Consider the following 25,165-nt stretch of genomic DNA (forward strand, 5'->3'; position numbering starts at 1 on the left):
GCAATGGAACGGTTCGGCGTTTCCGTGAAACGATGGACCGTTCCAACACCCGTCAGAAGGGTTTAAACTCCAACGGAAAGGGCGGCGCTGGCCGCTCTTTCCCGAAACACGGGATCCTTGGGAGGGGATATTAGAGATGAGCGACGACACAACCGGTTCGGCCGTTGCCGAACGCGGCCTCCAGGGCAGCGATCAGTCGGTGGCGAGTTTCGAGGAAGATCGCCGTTCCGGGCTGAAGAGCCTCCAGAGATTTCTGCACGAATATCCCACCGCAATCCCTTTCATCGTGCTCGTCGTCGGCGTCCTGATTTTTTCGGTGGCCGCCGGAGGCCGGTTCTTTGCGCCGTTCAATCTGTCGCTCGTCCTCCAGCAGGTCACCATCATTGCCTTTCTGGGCATCGCCCAGACTCTCGTCATCCTGACTGCCGGCATTGACCTGTCGGTCGGCGCGATGATGGTGCTGTCATCCATCGTCATGGGTCGGTTGACTGTCACCTTCGGTGTCCCGGTCGAAATCGCCTTTATTCTGGGAATGCTTACGGGCCTGCTCTGCGGTCTCATCAATGGCGTCCTCGTTGCCATCATCAAACTGCCGCCCTTTATCGTGACGCTGGGGACTTGGAGCGTTTACGGCGCCATGGTCATCTATGTCTCGCACTCCGAGACGGTGAGGGCGCAGGACATCGAGACGATGGGGCCGCTGCTGCAGTGGCTCGGCCATACGATCAGGCTGGGCGGCGGAGCCGTGCTGACCTATGGCACCATCGCCATGATCCTGACGGCGATCATCATCTGGTATGCGCTCAATCGGACGGCTTTCGGGCGGCACGTCTATGCGACGGGCGACGACGCGGAGTCGGCAAGGCTTGCCGGCATCAACACGCGCGGCACGCTGATTGCCGTTTACACACTGGCCGGCGTCATTTGCGCCATCGCCAGCTGGGCGCTGATCGGCCGTATCGGGGCCGCCAGTCCGCTCGGCAACCAGACCGCGAATCTCGATGCGATCACGGCCGTGGTCATTGGCGGGACGTCGCTGTTCGGCGGCCGCGGCTCGATCGTCGGAACGCTGTTCGGTGCGTTGATCGTCGGCGTGTTCCGCAACGGCCTCGCTTTGGCCGGCGTCGACTCGCTCTGGCAGGAATTCACTGTTGGTATCCTCATCATCCTCGCCGTCACCATCGACCAGTGGATCAGGAAGATCTCGGCATGAGCACCCAGCCCATTCCCCAAACCCCAATCCTTCAGGCAAAAAGCCTCAACAAGCGCTACGGCAGGGTTGTGGCGCTCGACAATGCCGATTTTGACCTGATGCATGGCGAGATACTCGCCGTGATCGGCGACAACGGCGCCGGCAAATCGACCCTGGTCAAGGCGTTGTGCGGCGCGGTGATACCCGATTCCGGCACCATCGAACTCGACGGCAAGGCGGTCCATTTCCGCTCGCCGATCGAGGCGCGGCTGGCCGGGATCGAAACCGTGTACCAGAATCTGGCGCTGTCGCCGGCGCTTTCCATCGCCGACAACATGTTCCTCGGACGCGAAATCCGCAAACCGGGCTTTGTCGGACAATGGCTGCGCATGCTCGACCGTTCGGCGATGCAAAGGAAAGCCCGCGAAAAACTGTCCGAACTTGGCCTGATGACCATCCAGAACATCAACCAGTCGGTCGAAACGCTGTCAGGCGGCCAGCGCCAGGGTGTTGCGGTGGCGCGCGCCGCCGCATTCGGCAGCCGCGTGGTGATCATGGACGAACCGACGGCGGCGCTTGGCGTCAAGGAGAGCCGCCGCGTGCTCGAGCTGATGCTTGACGTCAAGCGGCGCGGCCTGCCGATCGTGCTGATCTCGCACAACATGCCGCATGTCTTCGAAGTGGCCGACCGCATTCACATCCATCGGCTCGGCCGTCGCCTCGCCGTCATCGATCCCAAGCAATATACAATGTCCGATGCCGTCGCCTTCATGACCGGAGCAAAGGCTCCGCCCGAGGCGGCGCTGGCGGCTTGAACTGTCAAATTGCCGCAGGGTAAGCTGGCCCAGGTTCATCTAAATCGATTGAATACGCAGCGGTATCGGCTAGCATGGGCTGGGAGGAACGATGAAAGCCGGTATGATCATGGCAACCGCACGAGAGGCATCATGACGAGCGCGATGATATCCGAACCCCTCCCGCCACTGCTCGAAAATCCTGACCCACAGACGCTCGCAAGAGAAGTCTTGGTGGCCCTCAAATACCGGGTCGGCAAGGATACCACCGTCGCGACCCAGTACGACTGGCTGACCGCATCGATCAAGGTCGTGCGCGACCGCATTGTCGATCACTGGATGCAGGCGACGAAAGAGGCCTACGACCAGCAGGAAAAGCGCGTCTACTACCTGTCGCTGGAGTTCCTCATCGGCCGCCTGATGCGCGACGCCTTCTCCAATCTCGGCCTGATGGACAATATGCGCGAGGCGCTGTCGTCGCTGGGTGTCGACCTCGACCTCATCGCGGCACTCGAGCCGGATGCCGCACTTGGCAATGGCGGTCTCGGCCGGCTCGCCGCCTGCTTCATGGAAAGCATGGCCACCGTCGACATTCCCGCGCATGGCTATGGCATCCGCTATGCCAATGGCATGTTCCGCCAGGAGATCCACGACGGCTGGCAGGTCGAACTGCCCGAGACCTGGCTCGATCACGGCAACCCGTGGGAATTCGAACGGCGCGAACGCTCCTTCGAGGTCGGTTTCGGCGGTTCGGTGGAATCGATCACGTCGAAGGACGGAAGGCTCGAGCGCCATGTCTGGAAGCCGACCGAGCATGTTCTGGCCGTCGCCTATGACACGCCCGTCGTTGGCTGGCGGGCCAACCGCGTCAACACGCTGCGGCTGTGGTCCGGCATGCCGGTCGACCCGATCCTGCTCGACAAGTTCAATGCCGGCGACCACATCGGCGCGCTTGCCGAAAGCAACAAGGCCGACGCCCTGTCGCGCGTGCTCTATCCAGCGGATTCGCACAAGGCCGGGCAGGAACTGCGGCTGCGGCAAGAGTATTTCTTCTCCACCGCCTCGCTGCAGGACATCGTCCAGCGCCATCTCAGCCAGTATGGCGACCTGAAGTCGCTGCCCGAGAAGGCGGCGATCCATCTCAACGATACCCATCCGGCCATCGCGGTGCCCGAACTGATGCGCCTGTTGATGGATGTCCACGGCATGGATTTCGACCTTGCCTGGAGCGTCACCAAGCGCACCTTCGGCTACACCAACCACACGCTGCTGCCCGAGGCGCTGGAAAGCTGGCCGGTGCCGCTGTTCGAGCGGCTTTTGCCGCGCCATATGCAGATCGTCTACGCGATCAACGCCGAGGTGCTTCTGGAAGCGCGTGCCTCCGACCAGTTCTCCGACGAGCAGATCAGTCGTATCTCGCTGATCCAGGAAAATGGCGACCGCCGGGTGCGCATGGGCAATCTGGCCTTTGTCGGCTCGCACTCGATCAATGGCGTTTCTGCCCTTCACACCGATCTGATGAAGGAGACGGTGTTCGCCGACCTGCACAGGCTCTATCCCGATCGCATCAACAACAAGACCAACGGCATCACGCCGCGGCGCTGGCTGATCCAGTGCAACCCCGGGCTGACGGCGCTCGCCCGCGAGGCGATCGGCGACCGCTTTCTCGACGACATCGACGCCATCAAGGGCCTCGACGCTTTCGCCGGCGATGCCGCCTTTCGCGACAAGTTCGCCGCCGTCAAGCGCGCCAACAAGGCGCGGCTGGCCAACCTCGTCGCCGACCGGCTCGGCATCAAGGTGGATCCCTCGGCCTTGTTCGACATCCAGATCAAGCGCATCCACGAATACAAGCGGCAGCTCCTGAACATCCTCGAAGCGATCGCGCTCTACGACCAGATCCGCTCGCATCCCGAACGCGACTGGATGCCGCGCGTGAAATTCTTCGGCGGCAAGGCGGCGCCCAGCTACCACAACGCCAAGCTTATCATCAAACTCGCCAACGACGTCGCCAAGGTCATCAACGGCGACCCAGCCGTTCGCGGTTTGCTGAAGATGGTGTTCGTGCCGAACTACAATGTCAGTCTGGCCGAGATCATGATGCCGGCCGCCGACCTTTCCGAGCAGATTTCGACCGCCGGCATGGAAGCGTCGGGCACCGGCAACATGAAGTTCGCGCTGAATGGCGCGCTCACCATCGGCACGCTCGACGGCGCCAATGTCGAGATCAAGGAGTGCGTCGGCGACGACAACATCTTCATCTTCGGCCTGACTACGGCCGAGGTCGCCGAGCGGCGCAACAATGGCTACAATCCGCGCGGTGTGATCGAAGCATCGCCCGAACTGGCACAAGCGGTTGCCGCCGTTTCGTCGGGCGTCTTCTCGCCGGACGATCCGGAACGCTACCGCGACCTCATCAATGGTCTCTATGAGAGCGACTGGTTCATGGTCGCCGCCGATTTCGACGCCTACGCCGCCGCCCAGCGCGAGGTCGATGCGGTCTGGCGCAACAGCCCCGACTGGTATGCCAGGGCAATCCGCAACGTTGCGCGTGTCGGCTGGTTCTCCTCCGATCGCACGATCCGCCAATATGCGAAAGAAATCTGGAACGTGCCTGTCTGATGTGATTGCATGAGGCCACGAACAAATGTGGTCCTGTGCATGTCGCCCAAAAGTGCATAGCGGTTTTGGGACAACGAGATGCACACGAACAAAGAGTCGTGCCCGGGGAGGGACACTGCCTGATGAAGAAGCCGCGCGCGACCGCTGCGACAAGCGGGCCGGACGGACTGGCGGCAGCCAGCGATGTCGAGGCGATTGTTGCCGGCACGCACGGCGATCCGTTCGCGGTCCTTGGCGTCCATGAGATCGGCAAGAGCCTGTTTGCCCGTTGCTTCGTTCCGCATGCGGAGTCCGTCACCGCCTACACGCTGACCGGCATCATCGCCGGTGAACTGTCCAGGCGCGACGATGGCGGGTTTTTCGAAGGCAAGCTCTCGATCAAGAAGCGGCAGCCCCTGCGCTATCACGCACGCAATGCGGGTGGCGACTGGTGGCTGACGGATCCGTATTCGTTCGGTCCGGTGCTCGGGCCGATGGACGACTATTATATCGCCCAAGGCTCGCACCTCAGGCTGTTCGACAAGCTCGGCGCGCATGTCATCGAGCACGAAGGTGCGTCGGGCGTGCATTTCGCCGTCTGGGCTCCCAATGCCAAGCGCGTTTCGGTGGTCGGCGATTTCAACGAATGGGACGGCCGCCGGCACTCGATGCGCGACCGTCGCGACACCGGCATCTGGGAGGTGTTCATTCCCGACATCGGCGCCGGCCGGCCCTACAAATACGAGATCATTGGCCCCGATGGCGTCAGGTTGCCGCTGAAGGCCGATCCGTTCGCCTTCAAGTCCGAGCTGCGGCCGGCCACGGCTTCAGTGACGGCGGTGCCGCCGGCGCATCCGTGGGGCGACGAGGCCCATCGCAGTTACTGGCGCAACGCCGATCCCCGGCGCGAAGCCATCTCGATCTACGAGGTCCATGCCGGCTCCTGGCAGCTTCGCGACGACGGCACCTTCCTGTCATGGGACGATCTGGCCGACCGGCTGATCCCCTATGTCGTCGAGACCGGCTTCACCCACATCGAATTCATGCCGATCTCCGAACACCCCTATGACCCGTCCTGGGGCTATCAGACGACCGGACTCTATGCGCCGTCGGCCCGCTTCGGCGACCCGGACGGCTTTGCTCGTTTCGTCGATGGCGCCCACCGCGCCGGCGTCGGCGTCATCCTCGACTGGGTACCGGCGCATTTCCCGGTCGACGAACACGGTCTGGTCCATTTCGACGGCACCGCCCTCTATGAGCATGCCGACCCGCGCAAGGGTTTTCATCCCGACTGGAACACCGCGATCTACAATTTCGGCCGCCGCGAGGTGGTGTCGTTCCTCGTCAACAACGCGTTGTTCTGGGCCGAGAAATATCATGTCGACGGGCTTCGCGTCGATGCGGTCGCCTCGATGCTCTACCTCGATTATTCGCGCAAGCAGGGCGAATGGATCCCCAACGAGAAGGGCGGCCGCGAGAACCTCGAAGCGGTCAGCTTCCTGCAGAAGATGAACAAGGAGCTTTACGGTCACCACCCCGGCGTCATGACGATCGCCGAGGAATCGACCTCATGGCCAAAAGTCTCGGCACCTGTGCATGAAGGCGGGCTGGGCTTCGGCTTCAAGTGGAACATGGGCTTCATGCACGACACGCTGGAGTATTTCTCCAAGGAGCCGATCTTCCGAAAGCACCATCACAACGACCTTACCTTCGGCCTGACCTACGCCTTCTCGGAGAATTTCGTACTGCCGCTCTCGCATGACGAGGTCGTGCACGGCAAAGGCACGCTGCTCGGCAAGATGGCCGGCGACGACTGGCAGAAATTCGCGACGCTACGCGCCTATTACGCCTTCATGTGGGGGTATCCCGGCAAGAAGCTGCTGTTCATGGGACAGGAGTTCGCACAGCGCCGCGAATGGAGCGAGGCGCGCGCGCTCGACTGGAACCTGCTTGAGTCCCGGCCGCATCGCGGCGTCTGGCAGACGGTGCGCGATCTCAACTATCTCTATCGTTCGCGTCCGGCGCTGCACGGCCGTGATTGCGAACCGGAAGGGTTTTCCTGGCTGATCGTCGACGACAGCCAGAATTCGGTTTTTGCCTGGCTGCGCAGCGCACCGGGCGGCAGCCCGGTGGCCGTCATCTCCAATTTCACGCCGGTGCCGCGCGACAATTATCGCGTGCCGTTGCCGAAGGCGGGAAACTGGCGCGAAATCATCAACACAGACGCTTCGGAGTATGGCGGTTCCGGCAAGGGCAATGGCGGCATGATCGAGGCGCGGGCGGAGGGAGGAGGCATCTCTGCAACGATGCTTTTGCCACCGCTGTCGACGATCATGCTTGAACTCGTTGTGGACTGAGTCCGTCAACTCGTTGCGGACCGAGTCCGTCAACTGGTTGCCGACCGAGCCCGTCGAGACTGACTAACAGGTCGCGAAAGAGTAACTTGGGAGGGTAGAAATGGCAGACTTGAAACGGACCCAGCCGCTGGCGCGCGATGCCATGGCCTATATACTGGCCGGCGGCCGCGGCAGCCGCCTCAAGGAATTGACCGACCGGCGGGCCAAGCCGGCCGTCTATTTCGGCGGCAAGACGCGCATCATCGACTTCGCACTCTCCAACGCGCTCAACTCGGGCATTCGCCGCCTTGGTGTCGCCACCCAGTACAAGGCGCATTCGCTGATCCGCCACCTGCAGCGCGGCTGGAACTTCCTGCGGCCCGAACGAAACGAGAGTTTTGACATCCTGCCGGCCAGCCAGCGCGTCTCGGAAACGCAGTGGTATGAGGGCACCGCCGACGCCGTCTACCAGAACATCGACATCATCGAGGCCTACGGGCCCGAATACATGGTCATCCTGGCCGGCGACCACATCTACAAGATGGACTACGAGATGATGCTGCGGCAGCACGTCGACGCCAATGCCGATGTCACCGTCGGCTGCCTCGAAGTGCCGCGCATGGAAGCCACCGGCTTCGGCGTCATGCATGTCGATGCCAAGGACAACATCATCGCCTTCGTCGAAAAGCCCGCCGATCCGCCCGGCATTCCCGACAAGCCGGAGTTCGCCCTGGCCTCGATGGGCATCTATGTCTTCAAGACCAAGTTCCTGATGGAGCAGCTGCGCCGTGATGCCGCCGAGCCGGGCTCGAGCCGAGACTTCGGCAAGGACATCATCCCCTACATCGTCCAGCACGGTAAGGCGATCGCCCACCGCTTTGCCAAGTCCTGCGTCCGCTCGACCGCCGAGAACGAAGCCTACTGGCGCGACGTCGGAACGGTCGACGCCTATTGGGAAGCCAACATCGATTTGACCGACATCACGCCGGAACTCGACCTCTACGACCGCGACTGGCCGATCTGGACCTATGCCGAACTGAAGCCGCCGGCAAAATTTGTGCATGACGAGGATGGCCGCCGTGGCTCCGCCGTCTCCTCGCTTGTTTCGGGCGATTGCATCGTCTCGGGAGCTTCGCTGAAAAGAAGCCTGATCTTCACCGGCGCGCGCATCAATTCCTATTCGACGCTCGAAGAAGTGGTCATGCTGCCCGACGTTCATGTCGGCCGGAACGCAAAGTTGAAGCGCGTCGTCATCGACCATGGTGTTAGGATACCGGAAGGGCTGGTGGTTGGCGAAGACCCCGTTCTCGACGCCAAGCGTTTCCGCGTTTCCGAAAAGGGCATCTGCCTGGTCACCCAGGACATGATCGACAAGCTGAAGCTTTAGAACGGACAACAAGCGCATGCAGGTTCTGTCGGTCACGCCCGAGATCTTCCCGCTGATCAAGACCGGCGGGCTTGCCGACGTGACCGGCGCGCTGCCCGTCGCGCTGGCGGCCAAGGGCGTGACGATGCGCACGCTCATGCCGGGCTTTCCAACGGTGATGGCCGCCTTCAAGAAGAAGAGGGCGGTCCTGCAATATCCCTTGCTGCAGGGCGGCAAGGCTGGCGTCCATTCCGTCCAACTCGCCGGGCTCGAACTGTTCGTGCTCGACGCGCCGCATCTGTTCGACCGTCCCGGCGGCCCCTATGGCAATGCGACCGGCGTCGACTGGCCGGACAATTGGCGGCGCTTCGCCGCGCTGAGCCAGGTCGGCGGCGATATCGCAGGCGGGGCTATCTCTGGCTACCAGCCTGACATCGTCCATGCCCATGACTGGCAGTCGGCGATGACGCTGGCCTATATGCGTTACGGCAAGGCGGTCGGCGTGCCATCGATGATGACCGTCCACAACCTGGCCTTCCAGGGCCAGTTCGGCGCCGGCATCTTCGGCGAGCTTGGCTTGCCGGCGGTGGCGATGGCGCTCGACGGCGTCGAATATTATGGTGGCGTCGGCTTCCTCAAGGCCGGCCTGCAGGCGGCATGGGCAATCACCACGGTCAGTCCGACTTACGCGCAGGAGATCCGCTCGCCGGAATTCGGCATGGGTCTCGACGGCCTCATCAACATGCGCTCCAGCGATCTCCATGGCATCGTCAACGGCATCGACACCGGCATCTGGGATCCGGAAACCGATAAGCATCTGATCTCCCCCTACACGGCCAGCACGCTGAACGCGCGCGCGTCCAACCGGGCCGCCGTCGAGGACCGCTTCGGCCTCGATCGCGACGACAGCCCGATCGTTTGCGTCATCAGCCGGCTGACCTGGCAAAAGGGCATGGACATATTGGCGCTGGTGGTCGACGGCATCGTCGCGACGGGCGCGCGGCTGGCCATCCTGGGTTCAGGCGATGCCGGCCTCGAAGGTGCGCTGCTTGCCGCCGCGGCCAGGCATCGCGGCCGCATCGGGGTCGTCGTCGGCTATGACGAGGGGCTTTCGCACATCATGCAAGGCGGTTGCGACGCCATCGTCGTTCCCTCGCGCTTCGAGCCGTGCGGGCTGACGCAGCTTTACGGCCTGCGCTATGGCTGCGTGCCGGTGGTCGCCCGCACCGGCGGCCTGGCCGATACCGTCATCGATGCCAACGAGGCTGCCGTTTCGGCTGGCGTTGCCACCGGCTTCCAGTTCGCGCCCAACAATGGCGGCGCCTTGCAGCACGCCATGCGCCGTCTCGTCGATGCCCATGCCCGTCCGGCGGTCTGGGAATCGCTGCAGCGCCAAGGCATGAAGGCCGATGTGTCGTGGGACAAGAGCGCCGAAAAATACGTTGAACTCTATCGCTCGCTGCTTTCGAAAAGGGTTGCCTGAAGCATGATACGCACCGTTCCCACCAAACCCTATTCCGATCAGAAACCCGGCACGTCCGGCCTGCGCAAGAAAGTGCCGGTGTTCCAGCAGGAGCACTATGCCGAGAACTTCATCCAGTCGATCTTCGACGCGCTGGATGGGTTCAAGGGCAAGACACTGGTGATCGGCGGCGACGGCCGCTTCTACAACCGAGAGGTCATCCAGAAGGCCATCGCCATGGCCGCCGCCAACGGCTTCGGCAAGGTGATGGTCGGGCAGGGCGGCATCCTGTCGACGCCGGCCGCCTCGCATGTCATCCGCAAATACAAGACCTTCGGCGGCATCATCCTGTCGGCCAGCCACAATCCGGGCGGTCCGCACGAGGATTTCGGCATCAAGTACAATGCCGGCAATGGCGGCCCGGCGCCGGAAAAGCTGACCGACGCCATCTTCGAAAAGACCAAGGCGATCTCGAGCTTCAAGACCGCCGACATCGAGCCGATCGACATCGACACGGTGGGCACGGTCGAGGCCGCCGGCATGACGGTCGAGATCATCGATCCGGTCACCGACTATGCCGAGCTGATGGAAAGCCTGTTCGATTTCGACGCGCTGCGTAAACTGTTCAAGTCGGGTTTCCGCATGCGCTTCGACGCCATGCACGCGGTGACAGGTCCCTACGCCAAGGAGATCCTCGAGAACCGGCTGGGCGCGCCCAACGGCACCTGCCGCAACTTCAAGCCGCTGCCGGATTTCGGCGGCCACCATCCGGACCCGAACCTCGTCCATGCCAAGCATCTCTATGACGAGATGATGGGAGCGGACGCGCCGGATTTCGGTGCTGCTTCCGATGGCGACGGCGACCGCAATTTGATCATCGGCAAGGGCATCTTCGTCACCCCCTCGGATTCGGTCGCCATGCTTGCCGCCAACGCCCGCCTGGCGCCCGGCTACAAGGCCGGCCTGAAAGGCATCGCCCGCTCGATGCCGACCAGCGGCGCGGCCGATCGTGTTGCTCACAAACTCGGCATCGGCATCTATGAAACGCCGACCGGCTGGAAGTTCTTCGGCAACCTGCTCGACGCCGACATGGCGACGATCTGCGGCGAGGAGAGCGCCGGCACCGGTTCCAATCATGTCCGCGAAAAGGACGGCCTGTGGGCGGTGCTGCTATGGCTCAACATCCTTGCCGCGCGCGACGAAAGCTGCAAGCAGATCGTCACCGAGCATTGGGCGACCTATGGGCGCAATTACTATTCGCGCCACGACTACGAGGACGTCGACACCGACCGCGCCAACGCGCTGGTCGATGAACTGCGCGCTAAGCTCGGCTCCTTGCCGGGCACCAGCGTGCGCGGCATGACAATCGCCAGCGCCGACGACTTCGCCTATCACGATCCGGTCGACGGATCGACCAGCGAACATCAGGGCATCCGGGTGTTGTTCGAAGGCGGTTCGCGCGTCGTTTTCCGCCTTTCCGGCACCGGCACGTCTGGTGCGACCTTGCGCGTCTACATCGAGCGTTACGAGCCGGACAAGTCCAGGCACGATCTCGACACGCAGGCCGCCCTTGCCGATCTGATTGCCGCGGCCGATGATATTGCCGGGATTCGCAGCCATACCGGCCGCGCCAAGCCGAGCGTCATCACTTAATGAAATCTGCGATGCCGGCTGCTCATCAGCCGCGATTTGGCGGGCTTGTTTCGGAGGGTGGCATTCGCTTTGCCGCCTGGTCGCAAGCGGCTCGCCGCCTCTGGGTCTCGATTTTCGACGGTGAGCGCAACCGGGAAATCGAACGGCTTGAACTGCAGCCGGAAGGCGATGGCGTGCATGCGCTGTTCGTCGTGGGTCTTGGCCCTGGCACCCGCTACGGCTTTCGCGCCGATGGCGACTACGCGCCGGAGCGCGGTCTGTGGTTCGACCCCGACAAATTGCTGACCGATCCCTACGCTCTGGAGATCGACAGGCCCTACGCGCATGACTGGCGGCTGGCCCAGCGCCGGAGCGAGGGGGCAGACACCGCCGCCCTGATGCCGAAGACGATTGCCGCCACCTCACTGAAGCCGGTACAGGCTTCGCCGCCGCTCTTTCAGCCTGGCGGTCTGATCTATGAAGTGCCGGTGCGCGCTTTCACCATGCTGCATCCGGACATTCCCGAAAAGCTGCGCGGGACGGTTGCGGCGCTTGCTCATCCCGTTGTTGTCGAGCATCTGAAAAAACTCGGCGTCGGCGCTGTCGAGCTGATGCCGGTGACCGCTTCGATCGACGAGCGGCATCTGCCGCCGCTCGGTCTGCGCAACGCCTGGGGCTACAATCCGGTCACCTTCATGGCGCTCGATCCGCGCCTGGCGCCTGGCGGTGTCACGGAATTGCGAAACACGGTCGCCGCGCTGCGTGAGGCCGGCATCGGCGTCATCCTCGACCTGGTCTTCAACCACACCGGCGAGAGCGACCGGCTTGGGCCGACGCTGTCGCTGCGCGGCCTCGACAACCAGGCCTATTACCGGCACACATCGGACGGCAGGCTGGCCAACGATACCGGGACGGGCAATACGGTCGCTTGCGACCACCCGATCGTCGGCGAAATGATCCTCGACACGCTTCGCCATTTTGTCCGTGACGCCGGCGTCGATGGTTTTCGCTTCGATCTCGCACCCATTCTGGGACGTGTTGAGGGAACATTCGATGCCAACGCGCTCTTGCTGACGGCAATGCGCGAAAATGCACTGCTGGCCGATCGCGTGTTGATCGCCGAACCGTGGGACATCGGGCCTGATGGTTATCAGCTCGGCAATTTCCCGCCGCCCTTCCTCGAATGGAACGACAAGTATCGCGACGATGTCAGGCGCTTCTGGCGCGGCGACGCCGGCATGGTCGGCGCGCTGGCGACCCGGCTTGCCGGTTCATCCGATGTGTTTGCGACGAAGGGACAAAGCGCCAGCCGCACGGTCAATTTCATTGCCGCCCATGACGGCATGACGCTGGCCGACATCGTGCGCTACGAGCGCAAGCACAACGAAGCCAATGGCGAGCAGAACCGCGATGGCCACAATGAAAACCTGTCGTGGAACAACGGGGTGGAAGGTGAGGCGGTCGACCCGGCCATAGCCGTGGCGCGCCTCAACGATCAGCAGGCGCTGCTGGCCACGCTGTTTGCCTCGCGCGGCACCATCATGCTGACGGCCGGCGACGAATTCGGCCGTACCCAGCACGGCAACAACAACGCCTATGCGCAGGACAACGAGATCACCTGGCTCGACTGGGCCGGGCGCAACGAGGCGCTGGAGCATTACACCGCGCTGCTCTCGAGGCTGCGCCGAGCGGTGCCGGGGCTTTCCGATACGCGCTTTCTCTCCGGCCAGCCGCTGGCGGGTTCCAACATGCCTGATGTCGCGTGGCTGGCCGAGACAGGCGCCCCGCTCGACGAACAGAGCTGGCAGGATCCGCAGCGGCACCGCCTTGTCATGATCCTGGCTGGCGCCGGCGATGATGAGCGCCGTCTAGCGATCCTCATCAACGGCGATCGCCGGGCCTGCATGTTCACGTTGCCCGAGCGCGAGGGATTTTTCTGGGCGCCAGCCCTGGAAACAGGCGAGGCGGCCGACATCTCGCGGCCGGTATCGGGGCGCACGGTGATCTTCATGATCGAACGCACCGACGCGCAGGCCGGCACAAGGGAGAAGCGCAATGGCGGCAGGTGACAAGAACGGTTGGTGGCGGGGCTGCGTTATCTATCAGATCTATCCGCGCTCCTTCCAGGATACGACCGGCGACGGCAGCGGCGATCTGCGCGGCATCACCAACCGTCTGGAGCATGTCGCCTCCCTTGGCGTCGACGCCATCTGGCTGTCGCCCTTCTTCAAGTCGCCGATGGCCGACATGGGTTACGACGTGTCCGACTATCAGGACGTCGATCCGATGTTCGGCACCATCGCGGACTTTGACGCACTGGTGACCGAGGCGCACCGTCTTGGCCTGAAGATCATCATCGACCAGGTGCTCTCGCATTCATCCGACAAGCACGACTGGTTCGTCGAAAGCCGCGCCAGCCGCGACAACCCCAAGGCCGACTGGTATGTCTGGGCCGATACGAAGCCCGATGGCGGCGCGCCCAACAACTGGCTGTCCGTCTTCGGCGGCCCGGCATGGGAGTGGGATTCGACCCGCCGGCAGTACTACATGCACAATTTCCTCGCCTCTCAGCCGGATTTGAATTTCCACAATGCGGAGGTTCAGGACGCGCTTCTCGAAACGGTGCGGTTCTGGCTGGAGCGCGGCGTCGACGGTTTCCGGCTCGATACGGTCAACTACTATGTCCATGACCGCTGGCTGCGCAGCAATCCACCCTTGGCCTCAAGCGTCGCCGGCACCAATTGCGAGACCAACACCTACCTCTACCAGGAGCATCTGTTCGACAAGACGCAGCCGGAGAACCTGGTGTTCCTCAGGCGCTTCAGGGCACTGCTCGACGAATATGAGGACCGCGCGGCTGTCGGCGAGATCGGCGACGAGGGCCGCTCGCTGCAGACGCTCGCCGCCTACACCTCCGGCGGCGACAGGCTCCATATGTGCTACACGTTCGATCTGCTTGGCCCACAATTCTCGGCGGCGCATGTGCGCGGCTGCGTCGAAGCCTTCGAGGCGGCCGTCTCCGACGGCTGGGTCTGCTGGGCATTCTCCAACCATGACGTGGTGCGCCATGTCAGCCGCTGGACAAGGCCGGGCGGCGATCCCGACGCGGTCGCAAGATTCTCGATCATGCTGCTCTCCTGCCTGCGCGGATCGATCTGTCTCTACGAGGGCGAGGAACTCGGCCTGGAGGAGGCGGAACTCGCGTACGAGGATCTGCGCGATCCCGTTGGCATCCGCTTCTGGCCGGGTGTGAAGGGCAGGGATGGTTGTCGCACGCCGATGGTCTGGGAGGCCGGCGCCGACAATGCGGGTTTCTCGGCGGGCAGGCCGTGGCTGCCGATACCGGCCAGCCATCGCGCCCGCGCCGTCGACGTCCAGAACGCCGACACGGCTTCGGTGCTGGCGTCCTATCGGGCCACGCTCGCGTTGCGCAAAGTGCACCCGGCGCTGGTCGCCGGCTCGATCCGGTTTCTCGATGCAGAGGGCGAAATTCTCGCCTTCATCCGCGAAGGCGGCGATGAAAGACTGCTCTGTATCTTCAATTTCGCGGGAGAGCCGGCGAATTGGCCGTTGCCGGAGGATATCGGAGTGGTCGCAAGGCTTGAAGGTGATGCCGTGGTCATCGATGAGACCGGGCTTTCGCTGCCCGCGCTTGGGTGCTTCCTCGGCCGGCTCGACTGATTCGGCGTGTTGGTCGCCTTACTGGACAAGCACGGAACGCCCACATGTCGCCCCGGTGACCCGGACATCGGCTTCGCCGACGCGCACGCCAAGGGTTCCGAGCAGATCGGTAAGCAACGAGTCGACCGGAGCCGCCACACCGTTCAGGAGCGCCACCACCGGAGGCTTCACGAACCCGAGAAGGGTGTTCAGATTCAACGGCAGACCCAGCAAATTCGCCGTCAGTGACAGATTGCTGACCAGTGACGTGGTCAAGGATTGTGTCAGGTTTTGTGTGTAAGCGGTCTTTATCGTCTTGGCGTCGATCTCCGCCTTGTTGAAAGTCAAAGTGGTCGCCGTGTTGTTGGCCATCTCAAACGCCGCTGAGCCCACCACGGACAGCAAGGGGATAATCAGAAGACTCACGCCCGCGATTTCGGTGTTGGAGAACGTCTCCTCCTTGGTGAAATCGGCAAAGCCGGCGCTGCTGCTGTCGCCGAGATGCCCTTCGACGATACCGGGACGTGTGGCGATGCTGACCTTGATGCTGTCAGGGCCTGTCGGACAACTTATGTCGGTAAGCTTGGCCTCGGCGTAGGCGACTTCCAGATGCAGCGGCAGGCTGACCGACAACAGCGTAATGCCGCCTCCGATGCCGGTGTTGCCGGCGCCGATCTTGGTCACCAGCTTGATGCGGGTCTGGGCCGTCCGCACAATGGTGCCGACCTCGTCGACTGCCAGCCAAGGGGAGGACTGCGGCGGTTCGCCCACGGCGATGGCGAGCGTGGTCGACAGCGCCCCCGGAATGGTGACGCCGACATTGAGGTCGATCTGCTTCGAACCGTTTGCGAGCCCGGCGGCGGTCGTCAGCATCCCCAAGGCGTTTGCGTCAACGCCAAGGCCGGCCGGCTTTTGCCCGAGGCCCAGACTGCCGACCGAGCCGAGATCGATCAGATGGCTGAGCGGGATCTTGACCGTGCTGGTCGCCTTGGAGGCGATTGTCTGCAGGGCGACCTTGGCCGTATTGCCAAGTCCGGGCACGTTGGCCATGGCGGTGGCGATCTGGCCGATGGTTGCCTTCGATGCCAGCACATCCGAATAGGACACGCCGGTCAGGTTCAACTGTGTGGCAAGGCCGTCCACGAAGGAAAGCACGCTCACATCCGCGGAGACGAGCGAGTTGTAGTCCATGACGCTGAGCGAGATGTTGCCGCCGATGAGCCCGCTGAGAAGCGCGTTGAGGATGCCGCCATTGAGGCTGAGCAGCCTCGACCCGACCGAGAACGTCGCCTGCGGCGTCATGCTGGCGGTAGCCTGGGTGCCGATGACGGGAGTGGGGATCAGCGAACTCGCGAAATAGCGGGCAGGGATTTTCTTCAGGGTGACGCGGACGGCATTGTAGGGTGTGACGCCGGCCTGGAAGCGTTGGGTGACATCGGTGGTTGATGCTGCGTATCGCCCCGGCGTGACCGACACGACGGTTTTCCCGACGGCCGGCGCGATCGTCTGTCCCGAGCCTTGAACGACGACATTTGGCATGCCGTTGTCGGTGAGCGTGGTCACGACAGCGGTCTGGACGTTGGTGATGTTCGAGGCAGCGGTGATCGCCGCCAGGTCCACCATTGCCTGCGCTTCGCGGCGCTCGGTGTAGATCGAGGCTTCGTCGATGGCCACTGCGGCCAGCGCCAGTGCGACCGGCGCGCTCAATGCCACCATGACGGTGAAATTCGCCCGTCTGTCGCCCAACATCAATCGGGCAAGCCGGCCGATCTCATTGGACACATGCAGCAGCATTCAGATGCCCCCGACCCTGATCGTTGACTGGCGCGTGATCGTGGTGGCGGGCATGGCGACGCCCGGAAAGAGGCTCCAGATCGGCAGGTTGCGGGCGTCGTATTGGATCGACACCACGAACTGGCTTCCATCGGCCGCGCTGTCGTTGGCCTGGTAGGTCAACTTGCTGGCATCCACGAAGGGGTATCCGCCTGCATTGTTGGTGACAAAAGCGGCCACGAGGGTCTGCCGCTCGGTCTGGTTCAACCCGGCGATGGCCGTCCGGGCAGCGTCGGCCGCGATCTGTTGGATCGAGTTGGCGGCCCCGAAATATATGCCGTATGCAACCATTCCGAGCAGCAGAAGGATGAAGATCGGCGACAATAGCGCGAATTCAACAGCCGAAGTTCCCGAAGTGTTTGTTCGGAATCGGCGCCCTTGGACCCTGAGAATGAGGTTCCGAACCATGATGCCGAGCATGCCAAAGTTCGCATGCAAAAAGCGAAAACTCTGGGTGCAACCCATGGGTGTGTACAATTGAAAAGTCGTTCTAATTTAGCAGTTGCTTCTTTGGCCGCTGATTATTGACTTAAGGTCAATCAGTACTCGGTTGAAAAGAGCTTTCCTCCTGTCTAGTCTCCTGCCACCAGCCGCCGGAGGGAACCGGCGACGCGCTCAAAGGGGCCAGATATCGGCCTCGGGGCGTCAACACGTAAAGGCGCGCCGACGGCAGCGCCGACAGGGAGAACTTCATGCTGAAAAACATGCTGAAGGCGACGGTGTTCGCCACCACCATGACGCTGGCCGCCGGCACGTTCTACACGCCGGCTTTCGCCGAGACCGTGTACAATCGTGGCACCGCCGCCGAATCGGAATCGGTCGATCCGCACAAGACCTCGACGGTTTACGAAGCCAATGTCTTGCGCGACCTGTTCCAGGGCCTGGTCATGCAAGACGAGAAGGCGAACCTCATTCCGGGCGCTGCCGAAAGCTGGACGGTTTCGGATGACGGCACCGTCTACACGTTCAAGCTGCGCAAGGACGGCCAGTGGTCGGATGGCAGCCCCGTGACGGCGGATGACTTCGTCTACGCTTTCCACCGGCTGGAAGATCCGGCAACCGGCGCCGAGTACGCCTCCATGCTGTATCCCGTGAAGAACGCCGAGGAAGTCAACACCAAGAAGGGCAAGCCGGAGGATATGGGCGTCAAGGCGATTGACGCAAATACTCTGGAAGTCACGCTCAAGGCGCCGACGCCTTATTTTCTGGAGATGCTGACCCACCAGGCGACCTATCCGGTCAGCAAGGCATCCATTGAAAAGCTTGGCGCCGAATGGATCAAGCCGGGCAAACTGGCGTCCAACGGCGCCTATACGCTCGCCGAGTGGGTTCCCAACGACCACATGAAACTGGTCAAGAATCCGAAATTCTGGGACGCCGCGAGCGTCAAGTTCGACGTGGTCAACTACATTCCGACCGAGGATCGTTCATCGGCGATGAAGCGCTTCGAGGCCGGCGAACTCGACAGCTACGACGATCTCCCGACAGAACAGCTCGCCGACCTCAAGACGAAGTTTGGCGACCAGATCCGCGTCGGGCCGTATCTCGGCACCTACTACTTTGCGATCAAGACCGACAAGGCGCCTTGGGACAATGTCGAGTTGCGCAACGCCATCTCGATGGCGATCGACCGCGATTTCATCGCCGAAAAGGTCTGGCAGAACTCGATGCTGCCCGGCTATTCGATGGTGCCTCCCGGCATCGAGGGCTACACGCCGGCAATGGCCAAATATGCCGACATGCCGCAGATTGACCGCGAGGATGCAGCCAAGAAGATCCTTGAGAAACTCGGCTATACGCCCGAGCATCCCTTGAAGATGGAGATCCGCTACAACACCTCGGAAAACCACAAGAACACCGCCGTGGCCATCCAGGAGCAGTTGAAGCCGCTCGGCGTCAACGTCACGCTGCTCAACACCGACACCAAGACCCACTACTCCTTCCTCCAGCAGAAGGGCGACTATGACGTGGCGCGTGCCGCCTGGATCGCCGACTACAAGGATCCGGAGACCTTCCTTGGTATCTCGCGCGGGGCCAGCGGCAACAACTATTCGAGCTACAACAGCCCGCAATACGAAGCGGCCATGGACAAGGCCGCCGCCGCCGGCGGCAAGCCCGAAGAGCGCATGAAGGAACTCGCTGTAGCCGAGCGCATCCTCGTCGACGATGTCGGCGAGATACCGCTTCTCTACTACAGCTACCACGATATCGTTTCCTCGAAGCTGCATGGCTTCGTCAACAACGTGATGGACGTGCATCCGTCGCGCTTCATCAGCAAGGACTGATCCGCTGGCCGCGCCGCCGCGCACCTGAATGCGCGGCGGCGCTGGTTTGCCATCGCATCGGCCCGGGAACCGGAACCGATTTTCGGCAATGTCGGTGCGAAGATTTGAAGGCTAGAGCGCAATCGTCCAGCTGGACGCGCGCGGCTCTGGATCAAGCGGGGCGCCGATGCTGCGATATGTACTAAGGCGGCTTCTGACCGCCATCCCGACGCTGTTCGTCATCGTGACGATGGCGTTCTTCCTGATGCGCGTCGCGCCAGGCGGCCCATTCAACCAGGAGCGGGGGCTGAGCCCGGAGATCAAGGCCAATCTCGAAGCGCAGTTCGGCTTGGGCGACCCGCTTTGGCTGCAATATGTCCACTATCTCGGCAATCTGTTACGCGGCAATTTCGGTCCAAGCTACAACATGCCGGATTTCACCGTCACCGAACTGTTCGCCAAGGGCCTGCCCATTTCAGTCCAACTCGGCGCCTCGGCGCTGATCCTGGCGCTGCTGCTCGGCTCCGTGCTCGGCACCATAGCTGCGCTCAATCAGAACAAGCTTGGCGATTATGCGGTGATTGCGCTGGCGACCGCCGGCAGCACCATCCCGACCTTCGTCATCGCCCCGCTGATCCAGCTTCTGTTCGGGCTGACATGGAAACTCTTGCCGGTCGGTGGCTGGGGCGATGGCGCGTTCCTCAACAAGGTCGGCCCGGTGCTGACGCTGGCCTTGCCGCAGATCGCCATCGTCGCACGCCTGATGCGTGGCTCGATGATCGAATCGCTGCGCTCTCATCATATCCGCACCGCCCGTGCGCTCGGCCTCTCCGACTGGTCGGTGGTGGTCAAGCACGCATTGCGCGGCGCCATCCTGCCGATCGTCTCCTTCACCGGCCCGGCCGCCGCGGCCCTTTTGACCGGCTCGGTCATCGTCGAGACGATCTTCTCCATTCCGGGCGTCGGCCGCTATTTCGTCGACGCCGCGCTCAACCGCGACTACACGCTGGTGATGGGAACGGTGGTGGTCATCGCCATCTTCACCATCGTCTTCAACCTGATCGTCGACGTCATGTACGCGGTCGTCGACCCGAGGGTGCGCTATGACTGACATCGCAGCCACAGCTCCCGCCATCGTCGGCCGCTCTCTGTGGGGTGATGCCTGGGCACGCCTCAAGGCCAATCGCGCCGCCATGTTCAGCCTCTACTACCTTGCCGCGATTGCGGTCATCAGCGTGTTCGGGCCCTGGTTCGTGCCGCATCAATACACGACCATCTATGCCGACTATGTGCGCATGCCGCCAAGCCTTTCGGCCTACCCGAAGCCCGACATGATCGAGACGACGCTGACCGAGGCGATCAAGCGCATGCGGGTCGACATCAAGGAATGGCGCCAGGAAGGCAACAAGATCTTCGTTACCGTCAAGTCGACCAAGCCGATCGACGACCGCAACATCCGCTATCTCGACCGTTCCGACGCCTTTGACGACACCAAGATCGAAAGCAAGTCGCCCGACGGCCTCGAAGTGACGATGAGCGCGTCGGTCAAGCAGCAGTATTTCCTGTTCGGCACCGACAACACCGGCCGCGATCTTCTCTCGCGCACGCTGATGGCCGGGCGCATCTCATTGGCCATCGGCCTGCTCGCCGGCGTCGTGGCGGTGGTCATCGGTGTGGTCTATGGCGCCGCGGCCGGCTTTTCCGGCGGCAAGATCGACGAGGTGATGATGCGCATCGTCGACGTGCTCTATTCCTTGCCCTTCATCTTCTTCGTCATCATGCTGGTGGTGTTCTTCGGCCGCAACTTCGTGCTGATGTTCCTGGCCGTCGGCGCGGTGCTGTGGCTCGACATGGCCCGCATCGTGCGCGGCCAGGCGCTGTCGATCCGCCGCCAGGAATATGTCCAGGCGGCCGAGGCGATGGGCGTCGGCCAGCGTGGCATCCTGCTGCGCCACGTCATTCCCAACCTGCTCGGCCCGGTGGTCATCTACATGACGCTGCTGGTGCCGCAGGTCATCATCCTGGAGAGTTTCCTGTCGTTCCTCGGTCTTGGCGTGCAGGAACCGATGACCAGCTGGGGTGTGCTGATCTCGGTCGGAGCCAAGAACATCGGCACCGCCAACTGGCTGCTCCTGTTTCCCGCCTTCTTCCTCGTCTCGACGCTGTTCGCCCTGAATTTCGTCGGCGACGGACTGCGCGACGCGCTCGACCCAAGGGATCGATAAAGATGGGGATCGCTAAGATGGCTGCTTCCGAAACGATCCTCAGCGTCAAGGACCTGCGCGTCCGCTTCCGCACGCTCGACGGCGCGGTCGAGGCGGTGAAGGGCATCAACATCCATGTCAATGCGGGCGAGACCGTTGCCGTGGTCGGCGAATCCGGATCCGGCAAGAGCCAGACGATGATGGCGGCGATGAGCCTGCTGGCATCGAATGGCGAAGCCACCGGCAGCGTCGACTATCGCGGCCGCAACCTGCTGACACTGAGCAAATCCGAGCTCAACAAGGTCCGCGGCGCCAAGATCAGCATGATCTTCCAGGAGCCGATGACCTCGCTCGATCCGCTGTATTCGATCGGCAACCAGCTGATCGAGCCGATCCGCCGGCATCGCGGCCTGAGTGCCGCCGAGGCACGCGAAGAGGCGCTCAAGTTGCTGCGGCTTGTGCATATTCCAGATCCGGAACGGCGGATGAAATCCTATCCGCACGAGATGTCCGGCGGCCAGCGCCAGCGCGTCATGATCGCCATGGCGCTCGCCAACGACCCCGACATCCTGATCGCAGACGAGCCGACGACGGCGCTCGACGTGACCATTCAGGCGCAGATCCTGATGCTTCTGGCAGAATTGCAGCGCAAGCTCGGCATGGCGATCGTCTTCATCACCCACGATCTCGGTATCGTGCGGCGCTTCGCCGACCGGGTCTATGTCATGCGCCAGGGCGAGGTCGTCGAGGAGGGCGAGGCGGAAGCCATCTTCGTCAACCCACGGCATGCCTATACGAAAATGCTCTTGGCGGCCGAGCCGACGGGAACCAAGGCGCCACCGCCCGCCAATGCCCCGGTGCTGCTCGAAGGCAAGAATGTCGAAGTGACGTTCAGGATCGGCGGCGGCTTTCTCGCCGGCGAGCCGCTGATGCTGCGTGCCGTCGACCACATTTCGATCCGGCTGCAACGCAACCAGACCATCGGCATCGTCGGCGAATCCGGCTCGGGCAAATCGACACTTGGCCGCGCGCTGCTGCGGCTGTTGCCGAGCGACGGCCTCATTCGTTTCGGCGATCGCGACATTTCCCAGGCTGATCGACAGGCGATGCGGCCGCTGCGGCGCGAGATGCAGCTCGTCTTCCAGGATCCGTTCGGCTCGCTGTCGCCGCGCATGACCGTCGGCCAGGTCATCACCGAAGGGCTGCTGGTGCATGAACCGAACCTTTCGGGCAAGCAGCGCGATCAGCGCGCGGTCGAAGCCCTGCGCGAAGTCGGCCTCGATCCCAACGCGCGCAACCGCTACCCGCACGAATTCTCCGGCGGGCAACGCCAGCGCATCGCCATCGCGCGAGCTATGATCCTGAAGCCCAAGCTGGTGGTGCTGGACGAGCCGACCTCGGCGCTTGACCGTTCGGTGCAGAAACAGATCGTCGAACTGCTGCGCAAGCTGCAGGCCGACAACGAACTGTCCTACCTCTTCATCAGCCACGATCTGACGGTCGTGCGCGCCATGGCCGACTACATCATCGTCATGAAGCAGGGCAAGATCGTCGAGGAGGGGCAGACCGAGGCGATCTTCAGCAATCCACAGCACGCTTACACGCAGACGCTGATGGCAGCGGCGATCGATGTCACGCGGTTTCGGTTGAGCGCGTGATGGCGTACTCCATTTCGTGATTTCTTGTTGATTGAAATATCTCAATATGAGATATTGAGATGTGAAGCAGGTCATTTACCTCGCGGCCGCAATCAAATCGCTTCGCAAGCACCAATCCGATGCCGCCCGCATCGTTGCCAAGATCGCGATCTATGCTGAAACCCCGGAAGCCATGGCTAACAACATCAAGAAGCTGGTCGGTTCCGACGAAATGCGGCTGCGGGTCGGCGATTACCGCATCATCTTCACCGAAACCGAAAATGAGATCATTGTAAGCAGGATCGGGCCGCGCGGCTCCATCTACGAATAGGAGCGACAGTGAGCATTCACTATTTCACCACGCCCAAGGGTGACGAGATGGCTGTCCTGCCGCGCGCTGAGCTCAATGCGCTACAGGATCGTGCCGCCCGTGCCCGTGAGGTGGCGAGTTACAGGGCCGGCGAGGCGCCTGGCTTCACCGCTGAGGAGGCACTAGCCTTCGCCAATGCAGTGTCGCCGCTCGCTTTCTGGAGAGCCAGGAAAGGAAGGACGCAGGCGGCGCTAGCCTCGGAAGTCGGCATTTCACAAAACATGCTTTCGGCGGTTGAAAACGGCAAGCGGGGTGGGGATGTCGGCCTGTGGCTGCGGCTGTCGCGCGCGCTTGACGTACCGGTCGATCAATTGGTTGACGAAGACTGAGACGATCTGCTCACGCGCTTAATGAAGCGCTATTTATTTTGGCGACGTCGAGCATCTGCGCGCTCTCGCCGCGACAAGAGCCTCTTCCTGCTGCTTCAGCCGGTCGATCCTGGCCGTTTCACGCTCGGCGACCGCGCCCTTCACCCGCGAGCCGCCCAGCAGCCAGCGCGGAATACTGGTGTTCGCCACCTTGCCGCGAGTGATTGCGGTTTGCGAGATGTCGCGGGCGATGCCTCCCATAGCGCTGTTGAGTTCCGTGCAGGTCATCGAGTCGTATTTCGCCGGATCGACGGTTCTGCCGATCGATGAACAGCCGGCGAGAAACAGCGCAATCGCGAGAACCGGTCGCGAGGCTGCCGTTGAATTCAAATTCATATCCGCACCCCGGCATCGCCAGTTTCACTGGCTCTATCTTATGCATCAAACTACCTAGATGCCGACGGCCATCTTCGTCAAAGTTTCCGATCGCCACGGAACCCATCGCTGAGCCGAGCCCATGGCCGCATTAACGCACGCGGATTCCTGCAATGCAGGAACGTTCTGGGGGTCATCACTGCTAGCTAAACGGAGAGCGCCCGTCTCGGTTGATGCCGGTGCCGGTTAACGCTGGCCCGACTCCCAAGAGCCGGGCCGACGGTCGGTGATCAGTAACCGTTGTTTTCGATCACCACGGGGTGGTTCCGATGGTGGTGGGTGGAGGCGGAGCGTGTCACGACGACCGTGTCTCCACGATGATGACGGCGCCCCTGGTCATAGAACGCAACCGCGCCGTGGTGACGGTGGTGCAAGCGCTGGCCGTCCTCGTTGATGATCCTGACGTTGTCGTGGTGTCGATGGTGAGTTCTGATAACGACGTCGGCCTCGGCTGCCGACGCTATAGCCGGCAATCCCATGGAAAGCGCCAACGCGCACATGATCATTGTTTTCATTGCAGTTTCTCCATTTCCTTTTTTAGCCCTTCGTTGGGATAACTGCCCATGGTCTCTTTGGTTCCGGTCTTCCCAAAGGCCAGCCCGAACACTTACGGCAAGTCGAAGAACGAGCGATCGCACCGCCTAGGGCTGGGAAGGGGCTGCCTCTCGCTGATGGTGCTTGCAAAGAACGATGTGTCTCGACGGGGCGATAGGCGCGACGCGAGTTCTGCTCTTCGCCTTTGTCTAGATGGTATCAGTCGAAGCGGACACTGCCAAAGCGCCGCGGGCTTTCGGCCGAAGATCGATACGATGGCAGGAAGATCATTGCTCCTGTGCCATTCAAGGCACTGCGTAGCGCTCTCAAGCTCATTGGCGATGGATATGCGAGTCACGGGACAACGGCTCTCAGCCGGTGTCATCTGGGAAGCCGCTCATCTCGCCATTGTTTCAGGTGGAGCGCCAAAGTCGGGATGCGCTAACACGTTGTTTTTTCTGGTCGGAGTGGCAGGATTTGAACCTGCGACCCCCTCGTCCCGAACGAGGTGCGCTACCAGGCTGCGCTACACTCCGT

The 25,165-nt window shown here is 62.4% G+C and carries 19 protein-coding genes and 1 tRNA gene; 15 read left to right on the forward strand and 5 right to left on the reverse strand.

Going from position 1 to position 25,165, the window contains the following annotated elements; all coding sequences use genetic code 11:
* Positions 1–136: 136 nt before the first annotated feature.
* From BPNPMPFG_RS32060 to bglA, 9 genes are all read left to right on the forward strand, one after another.
* Positions 137–1,213: an ABC transporter permease gene (locus BPNPMPFG_RS32060; protein ID WP_258592537.1), complete on the forward strand. Its 1,077-nt coding sequence runs from the start codon at positions 137–139 to the stop codon at positions 1,211–1,213.
* Entirely contained in the window at positions 1,210–2,007 is a 798-nt protein-coding gene (locus tag BPNPMPFG_RS32065) for an ATP-binding cassette domain-containing protein (RefSeq protein WP_258592538.1), read from the forward strand. Before BPNPMPFG_RS32060 ends, BPNPMPFG_RS32065 begins: the two co-directional genes overlap by 4 nt.
* Positions 2,008–2,139: 132 nt before the next feature.
* Positions 2,140–4,608 (forward strand): glycogen/starch/alpha-glucan phosphorylase, encoded by a 2,469-nt coding sequence (locus BPNPMPFG_RS32070; RefSeq protein WP_258592539.1) that lies wholly within the window; start codon positions 2,140–2,142, stop codon positions 4,606–4,608.
* 122 nt (positions 4,609–4,730) lie between these two features.
* On the forward strand, positions 4,731–6,944 hold the full coding sequence (gene glgB, locus BPNPMPFG_RS32075) for a 1,4-alpha-glucan branching protein GlgB (protein WP_258592540.1): 2,214 nt from the start codon (positions 4,731–4,733) through the stop codon (positions 6,942–6,944).
* Positions 6,945–7,044: 100 nt separating this feature from the next.
* Positions 7,045–8,310 (forward strand): glucose-1-phosphate adenylyltransferase, encoded by a 1,266-nt coding sequence (gene glgC, locus BPNPMPFG_RS32080; RefSeq protein WP_258592541.1) that lies wholly within the window; start codon positions 7,045–7,047, stop codon positions 8,308–8,310.
* Between the two features lie 16 nt (positions 8,311–8,326).
* A complete protein-coding gene (gene glgA, locus BPNPMPFG_RS32085; RefSeq protein ID WP_258592542.1) occupies positions 8,327–9,772 on the forward strand; it encodes a glycogen synthase GlgA in 1,446 nt (481 codons plus the stop codon).
* 3 nt (positions 9,773–9,775) lie between these two features.
* A complete protein-coding gene (locus tag BPNPMPFG_RS32090; RefSeq protein WP_258592543.1) occupies positions 9,776–11,404 on the forward strand; it encodes an alpha-D-glucose phosphate-specific phosphoglucomutase in 1,629 nt (542 codons plus the stop codon).
* A gap of 11 nt (positions 11,405–11,415) precedes the next feature.
* A complete protein-coding gene (gene glgX / locus BPNPMPFG_RS32095; RefSeq protein WP_258592544.1) occupies positions 11,416–13,452 on the forward strand; it encodes a glycogen debranching protein GlgX in 2,037 nt (678 codons plus the stop codon).
* Positions 13,439–15,064, forward strand: coding sequence for a beta-galactosidase BglA (gene bglA, locus BPNPMPFG_RS32100; RefSeq protein ID WP_258592545.1), 1,626 nt, complete (start codon positions 13,439–13,441; stop codon positions 15,062–15,064). The genes glgX and bglA overlap by 14 nt, the downstream gene beginning before the upstream one ends.
* 18 nt (positions 15,065–15,082) lie before the next feature.
* Here bglA and BPNPMPFG_RS32105 read toward each other — a convergent pair whose 3' ends face one another.
* A complete protein-coding gene (locus BPNPMPFG_RS32105; RefSeq protein WP_258592546.1) occupies positions 15,083–16,837 on the reverse strand; it encodes a Tad domain-containing protein in 1,755 nt (584 codons plus the stop codon).
* Positions 16,838–17,284, reverse strand: coding sequence for a TadE/TadG family type IV pilus assembly protein (locus tag BPNPMPFG_RS32110; RefSeq protein WP_258597012.1), 447 nt, complete (start codon positions 17,282–17,284; stop codon positions 16,838–16,840). It abuts the gene before it with no gap.
* A 284-nt stretch (positions 17,285–17,568) separates the two neighbouring features.
* On the opposite strand from BPNPMPFG_RS32110, the gene BPNPMPFG_RS32115 reads away from it, so the two are divergent.
* The 6 genes from BPNPMPFG_RS32115 (at position 17,569) to BPNPMPFG_RS32140 (ending at position 23,680) form a co-directional block, all read left to right on the forward strand.
* Positions 17,569–19,161 (forward strand): peptide ABC transporter substrate-binding protein, encoded by a 1,593-nt coding sequence (locus BPNPMPFG_RS32115; protein WP_258592547.1) that lies wholly within the window; start codon positions 17,569–17,571, stop codon positions 19,159–19,161.
* A 166-nt stretch (positions 19,162–19,327) separates the two neighbouring features.
* Positions 19,328–20,251, forward strand: a complete 924-nt coding sequence (locus tag BPNPMPFG_RS32120) for an ABC transporter permease subunit (protein WP_258592548.1) — start codon at positions 19,328–19,330, stop codon at positions 20,249–20,251.
* Positions 20,244–21,365, forward strand: a complete 1,122-nt coding sequence (locus BPNPMPFG_RS32125) for an ABC transporter permease (protein WP_258592549.1) — start codon at positions 20,244–20,246, stop codon at positions 21,363–21,365. The genes BPNPMPFG_RS32120 and BPNPMPFG_RS32125 overlap by 8 nt, the downstream gene beginning before the upstream one ends.
* A 17-nt stretch (positions 21,366–21,382) precedes the next feature.
* Positions 21,383–23,002, forward strand: coding sequence for an ABC transporter ATP-binding protein (locus BPNPMPFG_RS32130; protein ID WP_258592550.1), 1,620 nt, complete (start codon positions 21,383–21,385; stop codon positions 23,000–23,002).
* A 61-nt stretch (positions 23,003–23,063) separates the two neighbouring features.
* Positions 23,064–23,312 (forward strand): type II toxin-antitoxin system RelE family toxin, encoded by a 249-nt coding sequence (locus BPNPMPFG_RS32135; RefSeq protein WP_258592551.1) that lies wholly within the window; start codon positions 23,064–23,066, stop codon positions 23,310–23,312.
* Between the two features lie 8 nt (positions 23,313–23,320).
* Positions 23,321–23,680 carry a helix-turn-helix transcriptional regulator gene (locus BPNPMPFG_RS32140; protein ID WP_258592552.1) on the forward strand — a complete coding sequence of 120 codons (360 nt, stop codon included), beginning with the start codon at positions 23,321–23,323 and terminating at the stop codon, positions 23,678–23,680.
* 33 nt (positions 23,681–23,713) lie between these two features.
* On the opposite strand, the gene BPNPMPFG_RS32145 is transcribed toward BPNPMPFG_RS32140, so the two are convergent.
* The 3 genes from BPNPMPFG_RS32145 to BPNPMPFG_RS32155 all read right to left on the reverse strand — a co-directional run bounded on the left by BPNPMPFG_RS32145 (position 23,714) and on the right by BPNPMPFG_RS32155 (position 25,164).
* On the reverse strand, positions 23,714–24,055 hold the full coding sequence (locus BPNPMPFG_RS32145; RefSeq protein WP_258592553.1) for a hypothetical protein: 342 nt from the start codon (positions 24,053–24,055) through the stop codon (positions 23,714–23,716).
* Between the two features lie 269 nt (positions 24,056–24,324).
* Entirely contained in the window at positions 24,325–24,609 is a 285-nt protein-coding gene (locus BPNPMPFG_RS32150; protein ID WP_258592554.1) for a hypothetical protein, read from the reverse strand.
* A gap of 478 nt (positions 24,610–25,087) precedes the next feature.
* Positions 25,088–25,164, reverse strand: a tRNA-Pro gene (locus BPNPMPFG_RS32155).
* Position 25,165: the final 1 nt, after the last annotated feature.

It is taken from the genome of Mesorhizobium sp. AR07 (assembly GCF_024746815.1).
In the GTDB taxonomy this organism is placed as follows: domain Bacteria; phylum Pseudomonadota; class Alphaproteobacteria; order Rhizobiales; family Rhizobiaceae; genus Mesorhizobium.

What these genes read in the sequence shown, in the direction of transcription:
- BPNPMPFG_RS32150 (WP_258592554.1), bottom strand. Translation starts at nt 24,609, where the DNA reads ATGAAAACAATGATCATGTGCGCGTTGGCGCTTTCCATGGGATTGCCG.
- glgB (WP_258592540.1), top strand. Translation starts at nt 4,731, where the DNA reads ATGAAGAAGCCGCGCGCGACCGCTGCGACAAGCGGGCCGGACGGACTG.
- BPNPMPFG_RS32090 (WP_258592543.1), top strand. Translation starts at nt 9,776, where the DNA reads ATGATACGCACCGTTCCCACCAAACCCTATTCCGATCAGAAACCCGGC.
- BPNPMPFG_RS32065 (WP_258592538.1), top strand. Translation starts at nt 1,210, where the DNA reads ATGAGCACCCAGCCCATTCCCCAAACCCCAATCCTTCAGGCAAAAAGC.
- BPNPMPFG_RS32070 (WP_258592539.1), top strand. Translation starts at nt 2,140, where the DNA reads ATGACGAGCGCGATGATATCCGAACCCCTCCCGCCACTGCTCGAAAAT.
- BPNPMPFG_RS32125 (WP_258592549.1), top strand. Translation starts at nt 20,244, where the DNA reads ATGACTGACATCGCAGCCACAGCTCCCGCCATCGTCGGCCGCTCTCTG.
- bglA (WP_258592545.1), top strand. Translation starts at nt 13,439, where the DNA reads ATGGCGGCAGGTGACAAGAACGGTTGGTGGCGGGGCTGCGTTATCTAT.
- BPNPMPFG_RS32130 (WP_258592550.1), top strand. Translation starts at nt 21,383, where the DNA reads ATGGCTGCTTCCGAAACGATCCTCAGCGTCAAGGACCTGCGCGTCCGC.
- glgA (WP_258592542.1), top strand. Translation starts at nt 8,327, where the DNA reads ATGCAGGTTCTGTCGGTCACGCCCGAGATCTTCCCGCTGATCAAGACC.
- BPNPMPFG_RS32110 (WP_258597012.1), bottom strand. Translation starts at nt 17,284, where the DNA reads ATGGTTCGGAACCTCATTCTCAGGGTCCAAGGGCGCCGATTCCGAACA.
- BPNPMPFG_RS32060 (WP_258592537.1), top strand. Translation starts at nt 137, where the DNA reads ATGAGCGACGACACAACCGGTTCGGCCGTTGCCGAACGCGGCCTCCAG.
- BPNPMPFG_RS32115 (WP_258592547.1), top strand. Translation starts at nt 17,569, where the DNA reads ATGCTGAAAAACATGCTGAAGGCGACGGTGTTCGCCACCACCATGACG.
- BPNPMPFG_RS32105 (WP_258592546.1), bottom strand. Translation starts at nt 16,837, where the DNA reads ATGCTGCTGCATGTGTCCAATGAGATCGGCCGGCTTGCCCGATTGATG.
- glgC (WP_258592541.1), top strand. Translation starts at nt 7,045, where the DNA reads ATGGCAGACTTGAAACGGACCCAGCCGCTGGCGCGCGATGCCATGGCC.
- glgX (WP_258592544.1), top strand. Translation starts at nt 11,416, where the DNA reads ATGCCGGCTGCTCATCAGCCGCGATTTGGCGGGCTTGTTTCGGAGGGT.
- BPNPMPFG_RS32145 (WP_258592553.1), bottom strand. Translation starts at nt 24,055, where the DNA reads ATGAATTTGAATTCAACGGCAGCCTCGCGACCGGTTCTCGCGATTGCG.
- BPNPMPFG_RS32120 (WP_258592548.1), top strand. Translation starts at nt 19,328, where the DNA reads ATGCTGCGATATGTACTAAGGCGGCTTCTGACCGCCATCCCGACGCTG.